Origin of the sequence: Sorangium sp. So ce362, from assembly GCF_051519845.1 — a bacterium.
Taxonomy (GTDB): Bacteria; Myxococcota_A; Polyangia; order Polyangiales; family Polyangiaceae; genus Sorangium.
Genome location: NZ_CP150332.1, coordinates 8,972,709 through 8,986,606 on the forward strand (window position 1 = coordinate 8,972,709; position 13,898 = coordinate 8,986,606).

Sequence of the window (13,898 nt, forward strand, 5' to 3'; positions counted from 1 at the left end):
CCGACGCGAGTCGATGGGATCTCAAGTGGAAGCTCAGGCATGGCGGCGCCAAGGCGGAGCGCGGCGCCGTCACCTGGGAAGCCGAGCAAGCCGATGGATCCGACGGGTGCTGCGCGCCCGCGGCTCATCGGCCGGACGTTAACGCTCGGGTGCTGCGCCGGCCAGCGGGACGCGCTGGAACTCCGCCCGCGGCCGGCACCGTGCCTGGGGCGCGTCGATTCGTTCGAGCTGGCGGACGGCCGAGATGGGGGTCGAGCAGGCGTGCCTGGTGTCCCCTGCCCTCCGGCCACGACCTCTGCTTCTTCGTCCGCCCCACCACGCGACACGACGGCCCCGAGCACACGTGCTGCCGATCACCAACGCGAGGATCAGGCAGCCCGGCACGGCCGCGCACGGCGCATCCCCCGAGCGTCGCACATCGCCCCCCCGTCGCGGCCCGTGCGCCTACCACCGATTCGATCCCGAACGCGCCGGCGGCGCGCTCGACGCGACCACCGTCAGCCGGGGGGTGGACCAGTTTTCGCGACCAGAGGTGGGTCAATTCTCGACGATGAAGCACGTCCTGAACCACGGCGGCCTGCCCGGCCGCAGCCCCCTCGTCGGCCCCTTGGGTACGAGGTTGTGAACGGACCGGTATGTGTCCGGCAACCTCCCTATGAGGCGGCCCGCGCCGTGTCACCTATGCGGGACGCCTCCGGCGGCGCGTCGGCCGCGCCCCCGGCCCCCCGGAAAACGGCGACTGCCGCCGGCGTTGGACGCATCTACCCTATGGCGCTGGACGGCATTTGGGCCTTGCGGCACCGAGCCGGTCCGTGAGACTTTCCGTGGGGGGGTTACAGAAGACGACGATCTAGTCAGACCTGGTCCGGCGGCTTCGGTTGACCAATGGACTGATAGTTCTGTGAACAAGGGGACGAAGGCCACGACCTGCAAGGCGGCACCATGAAAGACCAGTCTCATGGCTGAAGAACGACGCAAGGGTGACCGTGTTGGTCCCTGGAGACTCGAGCGTTACCTCGGCAGGGGCGGAAACGCTGAGGTCTGGGAGTCCATACACGACCACGGTTCGCGAGCAGCGCTCAAGATGCTCAACCAACAGTTTTGGAAACCGGGAAGCCAGCGATACAAGCGATTTTGCGACGAGATCACAGCCCTTCAACAACTGCGTTCCCGACCGGGGGTCTTGACGCTCATAGATGCCTGTGCGCCGGAGCAACCTTCGCACGACTCCCCGCCGCGGCTCGCAACAGTGCTGGCGATAGAGGTTACAAAGTACATCAGAAAAAACGACGCTTCTCTCGCCGACGTTGTGGATGCCATTGCGACATTTGCCGAAACACTAGCATCGTTGCATGCAGACTCGTACTTTCACCGCGACATAAAGCCAGCCAACCTCTACAACCATTCCGGTGCGTGGGTCATCGGCGACTTCGGTCTCGTTGACTTCCCGGAAAAGACGGCCGAGACAGTCCACGGCGAGAAACTGGGTGCGGAAAACTACATCGCACCCGAGATGCTACTGGGCAAACCCGGCGTCAGTGGCGCCAGCGTGGACGTATACGCTCTAGCCAAAACCCTTTGGGTACTCGCTGCAGGGCAAAACTACCCACCGCCCGGCCTCCAGCGTGTCGAAGATCGCGGCCTAGTATTAGACGCGTACATATCACACCCACGTGCGTACCTTCTTGATCGGCTTATTGAGCACGCAACGAGCCCGAACGCTTCTGACCGCCCGAGCATGGCCCAGATGGCCGCCGAGCTTCGCGCCTGGCTGGCCGCCCCTGTGTCTGTCAGACTCCCGTCGGATCTCTCAAGTCTCGCATCACGACTCGCCGCCTTGCACGAGCCGGCCAGAAGAGCCGACGAACTTCAGAAGGCTCGTTTGGAACGTGCCAAGGAAGCATTTCATACTTTGGAATGGCGGCTTCGTCCGCTCGTTAAGCAACTCTCGGAAGTGGTTCCATTTCCTGTCGAGTTCGACGCCGGCGGGCTCATACGCAACATGGCCCGTCAGAATTTGGCAGGCAAAGAGGACGAGTGGAACACCGGCATTGAAGCCACCGTTCGGAGCCCCGGCGACGTACCCGTGACGCTTTGGTCTGGAGCAGCTCTCTTTCTCATGGCTGATGGTAACCTGTGCATCGCCGCCGCTCATGCGGTGTCGGAACATCCCGCGCGCGGGCCAATTACGAAAATATGGATGGACTTACGCACTGTAAGGGTTGGGTCAGCGGAACAGGAGCAAGCCATTGGTCACCTCGTAGACGATCTTTGCGAACACGTTCGTGAGGCAGTGGAGGGATTTCTGTCGGCTCTTGCCTCGAAGTTGTCGAACGAGTCATGAGCAGCATGGCCATCACTCATCACCCGAGCGGCCACGTGCCACGCCTCGGAACAATGCGTGCCCCGCGGCTGGATTGCGCGCCCCGATTGCGATGGCTTTCGAACTTTGAATTGCTACTGACACACCCCTGCACTGCGCAGGGGCGCGCAGCAGAATTCAGCCTTGGTCGCACAAGAAAGAGCCTTCTCAGGTGGTTCTAATGACAGACGACTCGCCCCCCCAGAAAGTCTTCCGCCCCGAGTATCGCCCGCCTTCGTACCAGCTACTCAACCTGCTACTTGGACAAGCGGATGCGGGCATCGAGTGGCTTGAAGTTGGTTTCCGTCATCTCGCGGCAGAATCCAGCGCTGGCGGTAGTGAGCGTGTCCAAAGCCTCGCCGACACCTATGGCGTCAAGGTTAACACCTTTGATCCCGCGTCCCTGCGCAAACAGTGGGCACACTTGCAAATTGTCTCAGTGTGGCAGTACACAGAGCTATTCATGGACAGCTTTCGACGCGAGTTTCCGCGTCAATTCAGGAGCCGCAAGAGCAAGGAGAGCCCGGTTCATTACCTACTTGACATTCTCGGTGTCGCGGAGCGCAAAGCTGGTTCCATCGAGGTCGGAGTGCTGGAGTACTACCGGTTAGTGCGAAACCGGTTTCTTCACGAGCCGGATACAGAGGAGCCCAGGAAGATTTCATCGCGCCGTGACAGTCTTCGTGCTGCTCTCATCGGTTCTCTCTATCAACGCCTAAATGCTCCGAACGAAGTAGAGAACATCGGGTTCGACGACTTCATCCTCTTCACGCGCGCCCTCAAGAATTTTGCTCGCAACCTCTGTGCGCATGCGCAACCGACGGCAGAAGAAATATGTGTATTGGTGAAGGCAGACAAGAGCTTCCTTCGAAAGGTCCATTCGTGGCAGGAAAGCCCCAGGATTCACGCCATCGTTACCGGATACTTGCGCCAGCGCTTCGGACCTTTCGCAGCACCCACAAGCCATGCTACGCTCGTCTCCGTCCCTGACCTGCTAGCTCAACTGGTAGAGCTCCCCCTCCAGGAGCCGGCTGAAACCCAGCCGGTTGCTGAAGGGGGAGGACGAGGTTCGAGTCCTCGGCAGGTCTCCAAGAAAGGGCGTGGCTCGTGACGACACCGTGGGCCAAGGTCCGACGAGCGCGTACATTCGTGCCGAAGCGGCACCGGCTACCACCAAAGGAGGGCGGAACAAGGAATTCCCCCTCAAGATATTCGCTCAGATCATCCGGGGCCAAGGAGAGGGTTCATCCTCAAACCATCTTGCGAGGAGTGGCGGTTAACATGCGCTTGCACCCCGACGAGCGACGGAGGGGCACCTGCGGCGCCCCTCCGTCGCTCACGGGTGAAGCGCGCGTTAGCAGGACGATGACGCAGTCGCAGACCGGTCGAAGCGAACCTCATGACAGGTCAAGGAAGTCCTTATGAACGTGAACGAAGTTGCGTCTATCCTGGGCGTTTCTAAGGAACAGGCGATTCTCGCGATCGAGGAAGGTGTCGAGACTCCTCGAACGCGAACGCGCGTTCGTCTCCCCGCGGTCGAGCTCCCTCACGGATTCGATATCGCCCAAGAGCACCTTGAGGCTTTCATTGCGACCTTTGAACAAGAAGAGCCCGGCCGTCACCCGCCCATCGGGGTCAGGCGCGCACTTTTGCTGGAATCAGGCTACAAGTGTGCTGTATGTCTTGATAGTGCCCCATTGGAGTTTCACCACATCCTTGAGTGGGCGAAGCTCCAGCACCACGATCCCGAGCACATGCTCACCGTTTGTGCAAACTGCCACAGCAAGATCACCCGCTACAGCTCGCCTGACGTGGTCGCACAGAAGCAGATAAAGGGGAAGCTTCGGGCACGACGTGAGGGCGAGGCGTCCCTTATTGTCGTGCAGTCGACCCCCGCAACGTCGACGCCGCTTAATGCGACATCCAAGGATCCCGAGCCAAGGACCGACACCGCTGCGTGGTCGGACTTCTCGTTCGACGACGCTCCTGAGCCGGAGCTGGTTCAAGCCGTCGCCATTACGCCAAACGCGGCTTCCCCTCAGTTTGAACCACTTATGCGCCAGATCTTCTCTCGTGAGATAACTTATTCTGGCCCGAACTCGGAAGAGCTTGAATGGCTCGGTGCCCTCCTCTTCGCCAAGATTCCACGAGTCGATGTATCCGAACATTGCATCACGCTTCTGAGGGTCGTGCGCACCATAACCCAGATACAGCACATACTTTATCCCGAAGCCCACGGGACGGACTGGATAGACGTCGACCGCCTGAAGGAAGCCACAGCGAATGTTCTTGCAGAGGGGGACGCTGACCTCAGCAGGCTGAGCGACTTCACCGACTCAGCAATTTCTGCTGTGAGAAGTCGAATGTTTCTCCAGTTCAGGGATGTCGATCGATGGCATCCTGGGATGGCGAGCGGATCGGGGTGGGTTGAAGAAGCCGCATTGTCGTTGATTGGAAGCAAGATACTGAAGAAGACAGACCCTCCGGAATCGAAGACGTGAAGCGTGAAGAACGAGCCTGCTAACGTGCAGTTGCATTCGATGGACGCCATCGCAGCGCACGGCGCTCTCCGGTCGCCGTGCTTGCTCAGGACGCCAACGGTTGCACTGCACGTTAGACCGCTCTGTATGTGCCGGCCTGATGCATGGGTGGAGCGGGTATGACTAGCACGTCACGCGCGACCGGAACGCCTGAAGAGCACGCTGTCTTCGCTGAATTTTGCGACGCTACGGATCTTGTGCAAAGTGACTTCCGCTTCCTCGATGCACCAGATTTTGTACGCCCGGACATGTCCCTGGGAGTTGAACTTGTCTCGTATCATCGCGATCTTCACGAGAGTTCCTCCCGCTCGAGTGGCTCGGCACGTCGCGCTCGAGAGGCGCGACTTGACCAGCTGCTGTCGCAGGCGAAGGACTGCATCAGCGCCCGAGGTCTGCCTCGCGTTGATGTGTACGTCTTTCCGGACCGCGGCGACTCCGGCCGCATTCCGCAGGGACTTGTTGGTGACCTGGTGGATCTTGTGGCGCGGGGGGCAGCCGAGACGCCAGCGGATAACCTTCCCGGATCCCTGCGCGATGTGCTCAGCCACGTCATGGTCGCGCCGACGCCAGATTACCAAACGGAATCCATCTGGCAAGCTGTCGTGGCCGACTACCTTGAGGTCGAAGAGTCCGCGGTCCAGGCAATTCTTGACGCCAAGGAGCTCCTACTGCCTGCGTATCGCGCTCGCGTCCGGAGTATTTGGCTTCTAGTCCATGGTTCTCGAAGACCTTCCGTCGGTCTGCCAGGACATGGTCGATGGTCAACCCACGGCCAGCTGACCAGGGCCGTTCTCGAGCATCCCTTCCGCAGCTCGTTTGATGGTGTTTACTATCTCGATCGAGACTTGGGTCGATGCGATCGTCTCCGGATCATCCGCAACACGCAGGCGGTCTAACTCCGGTTCGCAGCAGACGCGGCCCTCGCGTTTGCTCGGCCGGCGCAGCTGAACCTGGTAGCCAGCGCGATGCGCCGGAGCTCCGCGTGTGGCCGGCGTCGTGCGTGGGGCGCGTCAATTAGTTCGAGCAGGCGGACGGCCGAGATTGGGGTCGAGCAGGCGAGCCTTGTCCCGTGCCTGATGCGTGCTCGGCGTTACCTTCGAGTGAACCGACCCCGCTCGTGGGAGAGGACTGGCATCGGTGCGGGCTCGCCCCCGTCGCCGGACGCCGCGGGCACGGCGAGCAGCCGGCCGATCGCCTCGTGGACGACACCAGCCGCAACGTGATCCCCGAGGACGACGGCGCGGCTGAGGGCGCTGGCGAGCGAGGCGACCACGGCAGCGCGCGGCGACGGGTCGGTCGGCGCGAGCTCTCCGATCCCGAGGCTCGCGAGCTGGGCCCACGTTGGGTCCATGCCTTCCGAACGGGTGCGATCCGTCGTCACCCCCCTCCCAAATCCCGGGGGATCCAACAGATCGCGACGGTTCACCACCGCAAATTCGTCCTTGGGCGACGTCGCTGGTGCAGAGGAGTGGACGACGGAAGGTGCAACGATCTCAACAGTTTCATGGGACAGGGACGTCTGGGTCCTCATTCCGTTGTGGCCCAGCGCGGGCCCAACCGGCCGCCTTCGGATGCTTCAGCGTCCACCTCGGCGAGGGCGGCAGCGTCGCCCCGGGCCAGCGCCTGGCGGGGCGACCCGGAGGCGAGGGTAAGAGCGAAGCGCGGTTCTCCGGCACACTCACGTACAAGCTGCTGAGATGAGGCGCGCGACCCGGGCCGGGTCGCGACTCCCCAGGTAGCTGAGCCCAGGCAGTGTCAGTGTCGCGCGGCCGGCTCAGTCCAGCGGATCTCCGTCCTCGTCCATCGCGACGGCGAAGGGCCCCTCGTTCGGCCCGGCCGGCATCACCCACCGGCCGGCCACGGCGTCGGGCGGGACGCCGGCGAGCTCCGCGATGCGCTCCTGCCAGTGCTCGGACGCCTCGGTCGCGCAGCGAATCACGGTGGACGCCGTCTTTCCCGCCGCCGGCTCGGCCTCCAGCGCCACGGCGACCTCTGCCGCGAGCGCCGCGTCCGCCTCGACGATCACGGCGTCCGGATCGGACCGGCGGATCAGATCCGCGACGCGCGCGGCCTCCGACGAGCCGAGCACGTACGTCCCCACCTGCGCGCGCTGCGCTTCCACGAGCCGGCCCAGCGCGTCCTTGCCCCCCTCGCCCAGCGAGGCCAGATCGAGCGGCACCGCCCGCGTGCGGGCCGAGAGCCCCGCCTCGGCGAGCGCTTCGGCGACGGCGCGCTCGTCCACGATCTCGCCTCCAAGCACGGCGACATCGCCGAAGCGGTGCCGACGGACCACCTCCCTCGCGGCCAGCGAGGCGCCCTCATGGAGCGCGATCCCCGCCCGCGCGCACCCGATCCGCACGACCGGGAGCGCCGCGCGCGACGCCGCCGCGCTGGCCAGGAGCACCGCGGAGATGCCGTATCCCCGTACCAGGTCGAGGCACAGGAGCACGAGGCGGGCCGCCGACACCCGCGACAGCGTGGCGTAGGGGGCGTGGCGCGTGTCGGAGAGGTGGATGATCCGGTGCCCCTGCACGAGCGACGCGATCTGCGACGGAAGGCGCGCGGCGGCGCCGCGCTCGTCGAGAATAACGAGGGTTCGCTGGCTGGATGAGCTCATGATTGGCGGGGGGCGAAATTTAGCAGGTGGAGCAGACCGTTCGGAAGGCGGCCGATCGAGTAGGTGGCACGATTCACGCACGCGCGCTGGGCTGGCTGCCCTGACTTGGACTCCAGCCCTTCGAGCGTCTCCCTGGGCGTGTAGGAGCCCGAGTGCACCTGTCCCGGCGCGAGGGAGCGGAGGGCCGCGTCGTCGCGGGTCATGATGTCCCGCAGCGACCGCAGCGCCTGGTTGCGCGAACGGAAGACCCGCTCGTGGGGGAGGGCTGCCATCGGTGCGGGCTCGCCCCCGTCGCCGGACGCCGCGGGCACGACGAGCAGCCGGCCGATCGCCTCGTGGACGATACGAGCCGCGACGTGATCCTCGAGGGCGACGGCGCGGCTGAGGGCGCTGGCGAGCGAGGCGACTACGGCGGCGCGCGCCGGCCGACCCGTCGTCTCGGGCCGCCGTGGTCGCCTCGCTCTCCGAGACGCTTGCCAGGGCCGCGGCCTCTGCCGTCGAAGCTGGGTAGAAGGTTGTAGCTACCCCCGCCATCCCAACCTGGGTGGGCACGCTCAACCTGGGTCGGCACGCTCAACCTGGGTCGCTCAACCTGGGTCGGCGCGCTCAACCTGCGCGCTCAACCTGGGTCAGGTCACTCAGGGCCGGGCTCCACCGCAGTCGCCCGGGCAATTGCAGTCGTTCTCACCCGCGCCGCAGGCGCCGTCGCCGCACCTCGCGCAGAGGTGCGCGTCGGGCGCCGTGGTCACGCACGCACCGTCGACGCGCTCCATGCGCGCGATGGGCGTCAGATCCGGGCAGCAGGTCGTGAACGACTTGCCCGACGCCATCCCTCCCTCGCCCGAGCAGCGCGACGCAAGCGCCGCGCACGAGCCGTCGGCTTGCTGGACATACCCGGGCAAGCAGTCGCACTGCGGCCGCCGGGGGCGCAGCACCGGCACCGTGCCGGCCGGACCTCTCGGCCCGAGCTGAACGGCGGTCGCCGCCGAAGACCGCGCCGGCGCGGCGCCGTCCGGGCTCGCCGGCGGCGGGGGATTGGCCCCCTCCGGGCCCGTCGGCCCCGCGGGAGGCGTGGCGATCTTGCCGTCGGGCGTCTGGGACTCGACCGGGATCCAGTCGACGATCTGGCCGTCCGGCGTGACCGTGGTGGCCACGACGTGCTGGCGGGGAGGCCGCGGCGTTCCCCCCGGCGCGCAGGGGTTGTCCGCGCCCGGGCGAGGGGGCCCCGCCGGCTCGGGCTCCCCAGCGGCGCAGCCCGTGGCGAGGAGCAGCAGGGGGCACAGGACCAGAGCAAGCTCTTTCATGGACATGGAAACACGGTAGCCCGCGGGATCTTACGGCGCCGCGCCGCCTGCACCGACGGACACCGTGGCGGAGCGGCCGGCGCCGCGCGGGTGCCTCGGAGGTGACGCAGCGGCGGGGGTGTTGTAGCCGCAACGATCGCTGTGCCGCGCTGTGGACCTGGCCTTGGCTTGCTGATCGCGGGCGCCCTCGCGGGCGCGTGCGCTGCCGCGCCGGACGCGCCCGCGCGGCCGAGAGGCGAGGTCGAGGCGCCGGCTTTCAGCGCGCTGCCTGGGGCCGCGGGGGCGGCGCGGGTGCCCATGCCGAGGCCGGCGCGGGCGCGGCTCGGGGCGGCGGTGAGCGCGAACCGGGCCTGCGAGGGGTGCCACGAGGAGGTGGCGCGGGAGTGGCGCGCGTCGCTCCACCACCGGGCGAACACCGAGCCGGCCTACCGGCGGGCGTTCGCGATCGAGCCGATGCCGTTCTGCCGGGCTTGCCACGCCCCCGAGGCGAGGCCGGAGGAGCCAGAGCCGGAGGCGCTCGGGGCGCTCGGGGTGGGGTGCGTGACCTGCCACGTGACGAGCGACGGCGAGGGCGAGCTCGCGGGGCAGGCGGTGGCGCCGGTGCTCGCAGCGCCGTGGGCGGGGAGCGGGGCGCCGCCGGCGGCGCCGCACGCGGTGATCCGGGACGCGCGGTTCGGGGGCGCGGACGCGTGCGCGGCCTGCCACGAGTTCGCGTTCCCCACGGCGCGGGGGCGGTCGGCCGCGGAGCTGATGCAGTCGACCCTCACCGAGCACCGCGCGTCGCCGGCCGCGGACCAGCCCTGCGCGGCGTGCCACATGCCGCGCGGGCCGGGGGGGCGGCGCGGCCACGGGTTCGCAGGATCGCGGGACGAGGCGCTCGTGCGGAGCGCCGTGGCGGTGACGGCGCGGCGGCGCTCGGCGACGCGCGTGGCGGTGACGCTCGCGCCCGCGAACGCCGGGCACGCGTTCCCGACGGGGGATCTGTTCCGGAGGCTCGAGGTGTCGGCCGAGGCGCTCGGGCCCGACGAGCTGGTGCTGGGGCAGGACGAGCGCTACCTGACGCGGCACTTCGTCCTGCGGCCCGGGACGATCGGGCGGAAGCTCGTGGCCGACGATCGGGTGCACGCGGAGCCCGTGACGGTGGAGCTCGACGTCGGGGCCGCCGGCGAGGGACGGACGATCGCGTGGCAGGTGGCCTACCAGCGGGTGGCACACCCGAGCGGGGTGGACCTGCGCGAGGCGGAGATCGAGGGCGAGATCCGGGTGGCGTCGGGGAGGCTCGCGCCGTGAGCGGACGAAGGAGGAGCGATGATCGGGCGAAGGGCGTGGTGGGGGCTGGGCGGGCTCGTGATGGCGATGGCAGGGTGCGGACCGGCGCCGGCGCCGCGGGCAGCGGACGGGCCGCGCGCGGAGGCCGCAGCAGAGGGGCCAGGCGCGTCGGGTACGGCAGGCGCGGCAGGCGCGTCGAGCACCGTGGGCGCGGCGGGCGGGGTAAAGGCGGACGAGGCGACGACGCCGGCGCCGCCGCCGAGGTCGGCGTTCACGCCGGTGGCGCAGGTCCCGGCGGAGATCGATCTGCGGCTGCACGCGGTGGAGGGCGCGCTGCTCGTGTCGACCACCCATCTGATGACGCCCGAGGGGGAGCAGGTCGCCTCCGCCGTCGGCGTGCTGAAGGATGGGAAGATCGAGTTCCCGAAGCGGCTGCACGTGCCGGGGTGGTGGGTGGCCGTGATCGGCGTCCACGGGCGCTATCCTGACCAGCTCGACCTGATCGCGACGGGCACCACGGGCCGCACCGGCATCGCCGAGCACTACGTGCTGGGGGCGCAGGGCTGGGTGCAGCGGGTGAGCGACCAGGGGCTGTCGTTCACCGGGGTGGCGAGGATGGGCAGCTCGCTCGTGGGGCTGGCGGGGCCGACGATGATGGGGGTCCCGAAGTTCATCACGCTGCGCGGGCCCAGGGTGGGGCTGACGATCACGCCGGCGCCCAAGAAGAGGCCATGCCGCGGGTGGGAAGCGCCGCTGCCTTACCCGGAGACCGAGGTCCGCCCGCGGGCCTTCGGGGCGACGCGCGATGGGACCGCGCTGAGCTACGGGGAGGACTGCAGCGGCGAGGGCGCCCTGGAGGTATGGAAGCCGGGCGAAAAGCGCGCGACCCTCCTGCCGGTCCCGGCGCGGTTCGAGGGGCAGCTCCCCGACGATGCGCGCACGCTGATCCTGCCGGGCCCCGGCGCGGACGAGGCGTGGATCGTGGACGGGGTCGTGCTCCGCTACAAGGACGGGGAGCCGAGGCCGATCGACCCGCCGGCGAAGGGCGCGCACGTGCTCACGGCGTCGGCGGCGCCGGACGGGACGCTGTGGGTGATCGCGGACGGGGCGCTGTTCGCGCGCAAGGGCGAGGCCTGGGAGCAGGCGCCGCTGCCCGACGGGGTGAAGGCCCAGGACGTTGTCGTGGGGAGCGACGGGGCGGTGTGGGTGGCGGCCGGCGGGGCGATCCTGAAGCACGGCGGCGCCAGCGAGGCCGCGGGCGCGGCGCCGGGGCCCCTCCAGCTCCAGAAGGGGCCGCCGCCGAAACCCAAGGCGAACCGGCCCTTCCCCAGGCCCGGCGGGCCGACGTGCCCGCAGAACCTCGTTGTGCTCTACACGTTCAGCAAGACGGCGCCGGACGACTACGACTTCCCGCTGACGCGCAAGGCGCTCAAAGGACGCACGGAGTTCTCGCCGGCGCGCTTCGTCGTGACGCGCGACAGGGGGCAGCGCTTCTTCGCCGCGTTCGTGCCGAGCTGGGATCTCGCGAAGAAGCTGCAGGAACGGATCAAGACCGACGTGCAGGGCTCGACGCCGCAGATCGTGTGCGCCGAGCCGGAGGTGGTGCGGGATCTGAAGCTGGATCTGAAGACGGGAGAGGTCGCGAAGTGAAGACGGGGCGGCGGTGGGCGGGATCGTAGGTGACACCGCGGGCGACCTCGAGGCGCGCGAGCAACGATGGCGTTGGAGGACGCCATGGCGGGGGCGGGCCCGGCGAGAGGCGCTGGAGCAGGCGCGGGCGCTGAGGTCGGCCCGGGTGCGGACTTCGCCGCAGGCACGGGGGTCGGCACGAGCGCAGGCGCCGGCGCGAGGCGGGTCTCGCGGGGAGCGAGCTCTGGGATGCACCCGTGATCGCGGAGGTCCCCCCGGCGTCTGCGGCTCCGGGCGATGCGCGAAGTACGACGGCGCGCCGACCACGGCCATGCTCAGATCCGCGCCGCACGGGATCGCGATCATGTCCTGCGGCACGGCCTCCGCGAGCCGCACGCCCGCGTCGAAGCCCTCGGCGGGGGTGACCCGACCCGACCCAGGTTGGGGTGGGGTGGGGTGGCCTGGTGCGTAGCACCGGGTAGATACGCGACTGGACGCACTGCGGCGCGCGCTCAGCGCGGCCGATCCGCGTCCGCAGCCTGCGCCGCGACGAACGCCGCGGGGCACGGCGTGAAGACGCCGTCCACCCCGAGGTCGCGCAGGCGCGCCAGGTCCTCGACGTGCTCCACCACCCAGACCCACACCCGCTCTCCGCGCGCGTGCGCCCGCCGCAGCCCGCGCCGGCTCAGCACCGGCCGTGCGCCATGGAACTCCGGGATCATCAAGACGCCGCCGGTGCACGGCGCCAGCGCGTCGAGTCGCACGCGCTCCAGCAAGACGCGCAGCAGCACCTCGCGCGACGTGCCGGCGAACAACCAGCCTGGCTGCGCGCTCCGGATCGCGTCCACCACGCGCGGCGTCTCGCTCGCGATCACCACGCGCGACGCCGCGTCGTGGCGCGCCACGAGCGCCGCCACGTCCGCCGCAATCCGCGGCTGCGTCGCGTGGATGTCGAGCACGAACCGGTGCCGCGGGAAGCTGGCCAGCACGTCGTCGACCGTGGGGATGCGTACGCCGCGCTCGCGGTGCGGATGCTGCCCCCGCGCTTCGAACGCGAAACCCGCGTCGAGCCGGGCGAGCGCGGGATACGGCAGCTCGGCGACGCGCCCGCGCGCGCCCGTCGTGCGCCAGGTATCTTCGTCGTGGTGCGCGACGAGCACGCCGTCCGCCGTCCGCCGGACATCGAGCTCGATCACGACGTCGCCCGGGAGCGACGCGGCATGCTGGAACGCCTCGAGCGTGTTCTCGGGCCGCTCGGCGGCGCCACCGCGGTACGCGATGATCCGAAATCCATCCGAGAGCAGCGGGTGGCGGTGGCTCGACATGCGCGCACCGTAAGGCCCATCGCCTGGGGCGCGCATTCACTTCGGATAAGATCGTGCGCGCTTGTCGGGCTGGCCCTGCGCTGATAGCTACGTCGCCCGTGCAGGGCTCCTTCGCTGCGGTCCGCGAGTTTCTGGCTGGCTACGCACGCATCCCCGAAGAGGAGATCCGCCATTTTCTCGGCCTGACTCGGCTGGTGCGCTTCGAGCGCGGCGAGTTCATGACCCGCGCCGGGGAGCGGCCGCGCGAGTTCGGCCTGGTGCGGAGCGGCCTGATTCGAAAGTTTTACGTCACCTCGCGGGGGCGCGACGTGACGCGCGGCTTCGCCGCGGCCGGCGAGCTCGTGGGCGCGTATGCCGCCTTGCTCGGCCGCTGCGCGTCGCAGCTCAGCGTGCAGGCGCTCGAGGACTCGAGCGTGCTCGTCGCCGACTTCGAGGCCTTCGAACGCATGTACGACCGGCATCCGAGCTGGAACACGCTGGGGCGGCGCGTCGCCGAGGCCCTCTTCGTCGAGCGCGAGCAGCGCGCCGCGGAGCTGCTCACGCTCAGCGCCGAGCAGCGCTACGAAGCGCTGCTCGCCCGCAATTCCGCGCTCGTCGAACGCGTCCCACAGTACCAGATCGCGTCGTACCTGGGCATCACGCCCGTCTCCCTGAGCCGCATCCGCGCGCGGCGCGCGGCGCCGAAGCGCGTGACGTGATCCCGGGCGACCCGCCCTGGGCTACCGTTGTCGTTCCGCGGCGGGCGGCGAAACCGGCCGCCTGCGTGGCCACCCGACCTGGAGTCGCTGCGCGCTCGCCGCCAGGGACACGGAAACGAATCGCAGGGACACGATAAGGGCCGCAGGGGACACG

General features: G+C 68.5%; 11 protein-coding genes and 1 tRNA gene. 7 read left to right on the forward strand and 5 right to left on the reverse strand.

The genetic code is table 11. The features are described 5' to 3' along the window. The first annotated feature begins 958 nt into the window (after positions 1-958). From WMF17_RS34440 to WMF17_RS34455, 4 genes are all read left to right on the forward strand, one after another. Entirely contained in the window at positions 959-2,344 is a 1,386-nt protein-coding gene (locus WMF17_RS34440) for a protein kinase domain-containing protein (protein WP_437597528.1), read from the forward strand. 1,006 nt (positions 2,345-3,350) lie between these two features. After that, positions 3,351-3,453 (forward strand) — tRNA-OTHER (locus WMF17_RS34445). Positions 3,454-3,783: 330 nt separating this feature from the next. After that, positions 3,784-4,863 (forward strand): HNH endonuclease, encoded by a 1,080-nt coding sequence (locus WMF17_RS34450; protein WP_437597529.1) that lies wholly within the window; start codon positions 3,784-3,786, stop codon positions 4,861-4,863. A 158-nt stretch (positions 4,864-5,021) separates the two neighbouring features. Next, positions 5,022-5,798 carry a hypothetical protein gene (locus WMF17_RS34455; protein ID WP_437597530.1) on the forward strand — a complete coding sequence of 259 codons (777 nt, stop codon included), beginning with the start codon at positions 5,022-5,024 and terminating at the stop codon, positions 5,796-5,798. Between the two features lie 194 nt (positions 5,799-5,992). On the opposite strand, the gene WMF17_RS34460 is transcribed toward WMF17_RS34455, so the two are convergent. The 4 genes from WMF17_RS34460 to WMF17_RS34475 all read right to left on the reverse strand — a co-directional run bounded on the left by WMF17_RS34460 (position 5,993) and on the right by WMF17_RS34475 (position 8,823). Continuing rightward, on the reverse strand, positions 5,993-6,253 hold the full coding sequence (locus WMF17_RS34460; protein ID WP_437597531.1) for a hypothetical protein: 261 nt from the start codon (positions 6,251-6,253) through the stop codon (positions 5,993-5,995). A 423-nt stretch (positions 6,254-6,676) separates the two neighbouring features. Continuing rightward, positions 6,677-7,519, reverse strand: coding sequence for a hypothetical protein (locus WMF17_RS34465; protein WP_437645231.1), 843 nt, complete (start codon positions 7,517-7,519; stop codon positions 6,677-6,679). Continuing rightward, entirely contained in the window at positions 7,516-7,791 is a 276-nt protein-coding gene (locus tag WMF17_RS34470) for a hypothetical protein (protein ID WP_437597536.1), read from the reverse strand. Before WMF17_RS34470 ends, WMF17_RS34465 begins: the two co-directional genes overlap by 4 nt. A gap of 366 nt (positions 7,792-8,157) precedes the next feature. Next, positions 8,158-8,823 carry a hypothetical protein gene (locus tag WMF17_RS34475; protein WP_437645232.1) on the reverse strand — a complete coding sequence of 222 codons (666 nt, stop codon included), beginning with the start codon at positions 8,821-8,823 and terminating at the stop codon, positions 8,158-8,160. Between the two features lie 168 nt (positions 8,824-8,991). Between WMF17_RS34475 and WMF17_RS34480 the strand changes: the two genes are divergently transcribed. Continuing rightward, positions 8,992-10,113 (forward strand): multiheme c-type cytochrome, encoded by a 1,122-nt coding sequence (locus tag WMF17_RS34480; RefSeq protein WP_437597538.1) that lies wholly within the window; start codon positions 8,992-8,994, stop codon positions 10,111-10,113. A gap of 18 nt (positions 10,114-10,131) precedes the next feature. Then, positions 10,132-11,742: a hypothetical protein gene (locus tag WMF17_RS34485; RefSeq protein WP_437597539.1), complete on the forward strand. Its 1,611-nt coding sequence runs from the start codon at positions 10,132-10,134 to the stop codon at positions 11,740-11,742. Between the two features lie 491 nt (positions 11,743-12,233). Here WMF17_RS34485 and WMF17_RS34490 read toward each other — a convergent pair whose 3' ends face one another. Next, positions 12,234-13,046, reverse strand: coding sequence for a glycerophosphodiester phosphodiesterase family protein (locus WMF17_RS34490; RefSeq protein WP_437597540.1), 813 nt, complete (start codon positions 13,044-13,046; stop codon positions 12,234-12,236). 53 nt (positions 13,047-13,099) lie between these two features. On the opposite strand from WMF17_RS34490, the gene WMF17_RS34495 reads away from it, so the two are divergent. Then, complete coding sequence (locus WMF17_RS34495) at positions 13,100-13,744, forward strand: Crp/Fnr family transcriptional regulator (RefSeq protein ID WP_437645234.1); 645 nt, start codon at positions 13,100-13,102, stop codon at positions 13,742-13,744. Positions 13,745-13,898: the final 154 nt, after the last annotated feature.

Bases quoted from the DNA above. Each gene is read 5' to 3' on its own strand.
- WMF17_RS34440 (WP_437597528.1), top strand. From the start codon at position 959: ATGGCTGAAGAACGACGCAAGGGTGACCGTGTTGGTCCCTGGAGACTC.
- WMF17_RS34450 (WP_437597529.1), top strand. From the start codon at position 3,784: ATGAACGTGAACGAAGTTGCGTCTATCCTGGGCGTTTCTAAGGAACAG.
- WMF17_RS34455 (WP_437597530.1), top strand. From the start codon at position 5,022: ATGACTAGCACGTCACGCGCGACCGGAACGCCTGAAGAGCACGCTGTC.
- WMF17_RS34460 (WP_437597531.1), bottom strand. From the start codon at position 6,253: ATGGACCCAACGTGGGCCCAGCTCGCGAGCCTCGGGATCGGAGAGCTC.
- WMF17_RS34465 (WP_437645231.1), bottom strand. From the start codon at position 7,519: ATGAGCTCATCCAGCCAGCGAACCCTCGTTATTCTCGACGAGCGCGGC.
- WMF17_RS34470 (WP_437597536.1), bottom strand. From the start codon at position 7,791: ATGGCAGCCCTCCCCCACGAGCGGGTCTTCCGTTCGCGCAACCAGGCG.
- WMF17_RS34475 (WP_437645232.1), bottom strand. From the start codon at position 8,823: ATGAAAGAGCTTGCTCTGGTCCTGTGCCCCCTGCTGCTCCTCGCCACG.
- WMF17_RS34485 (WP_437597539.1), top strand. From the start codon at position 10,132: ATGATCGGGCGAAGGGCGTGGTGGGGGCTGGGCGGGCTCGTGATGGCG.
- WMF17_RS34490 (WP_437597540.1), bottom strand. From the start codon at position 13,046: ATGTCGAGCCACCGCCACCCGCTGCTCTCGGATGGATTTCGGATCATC.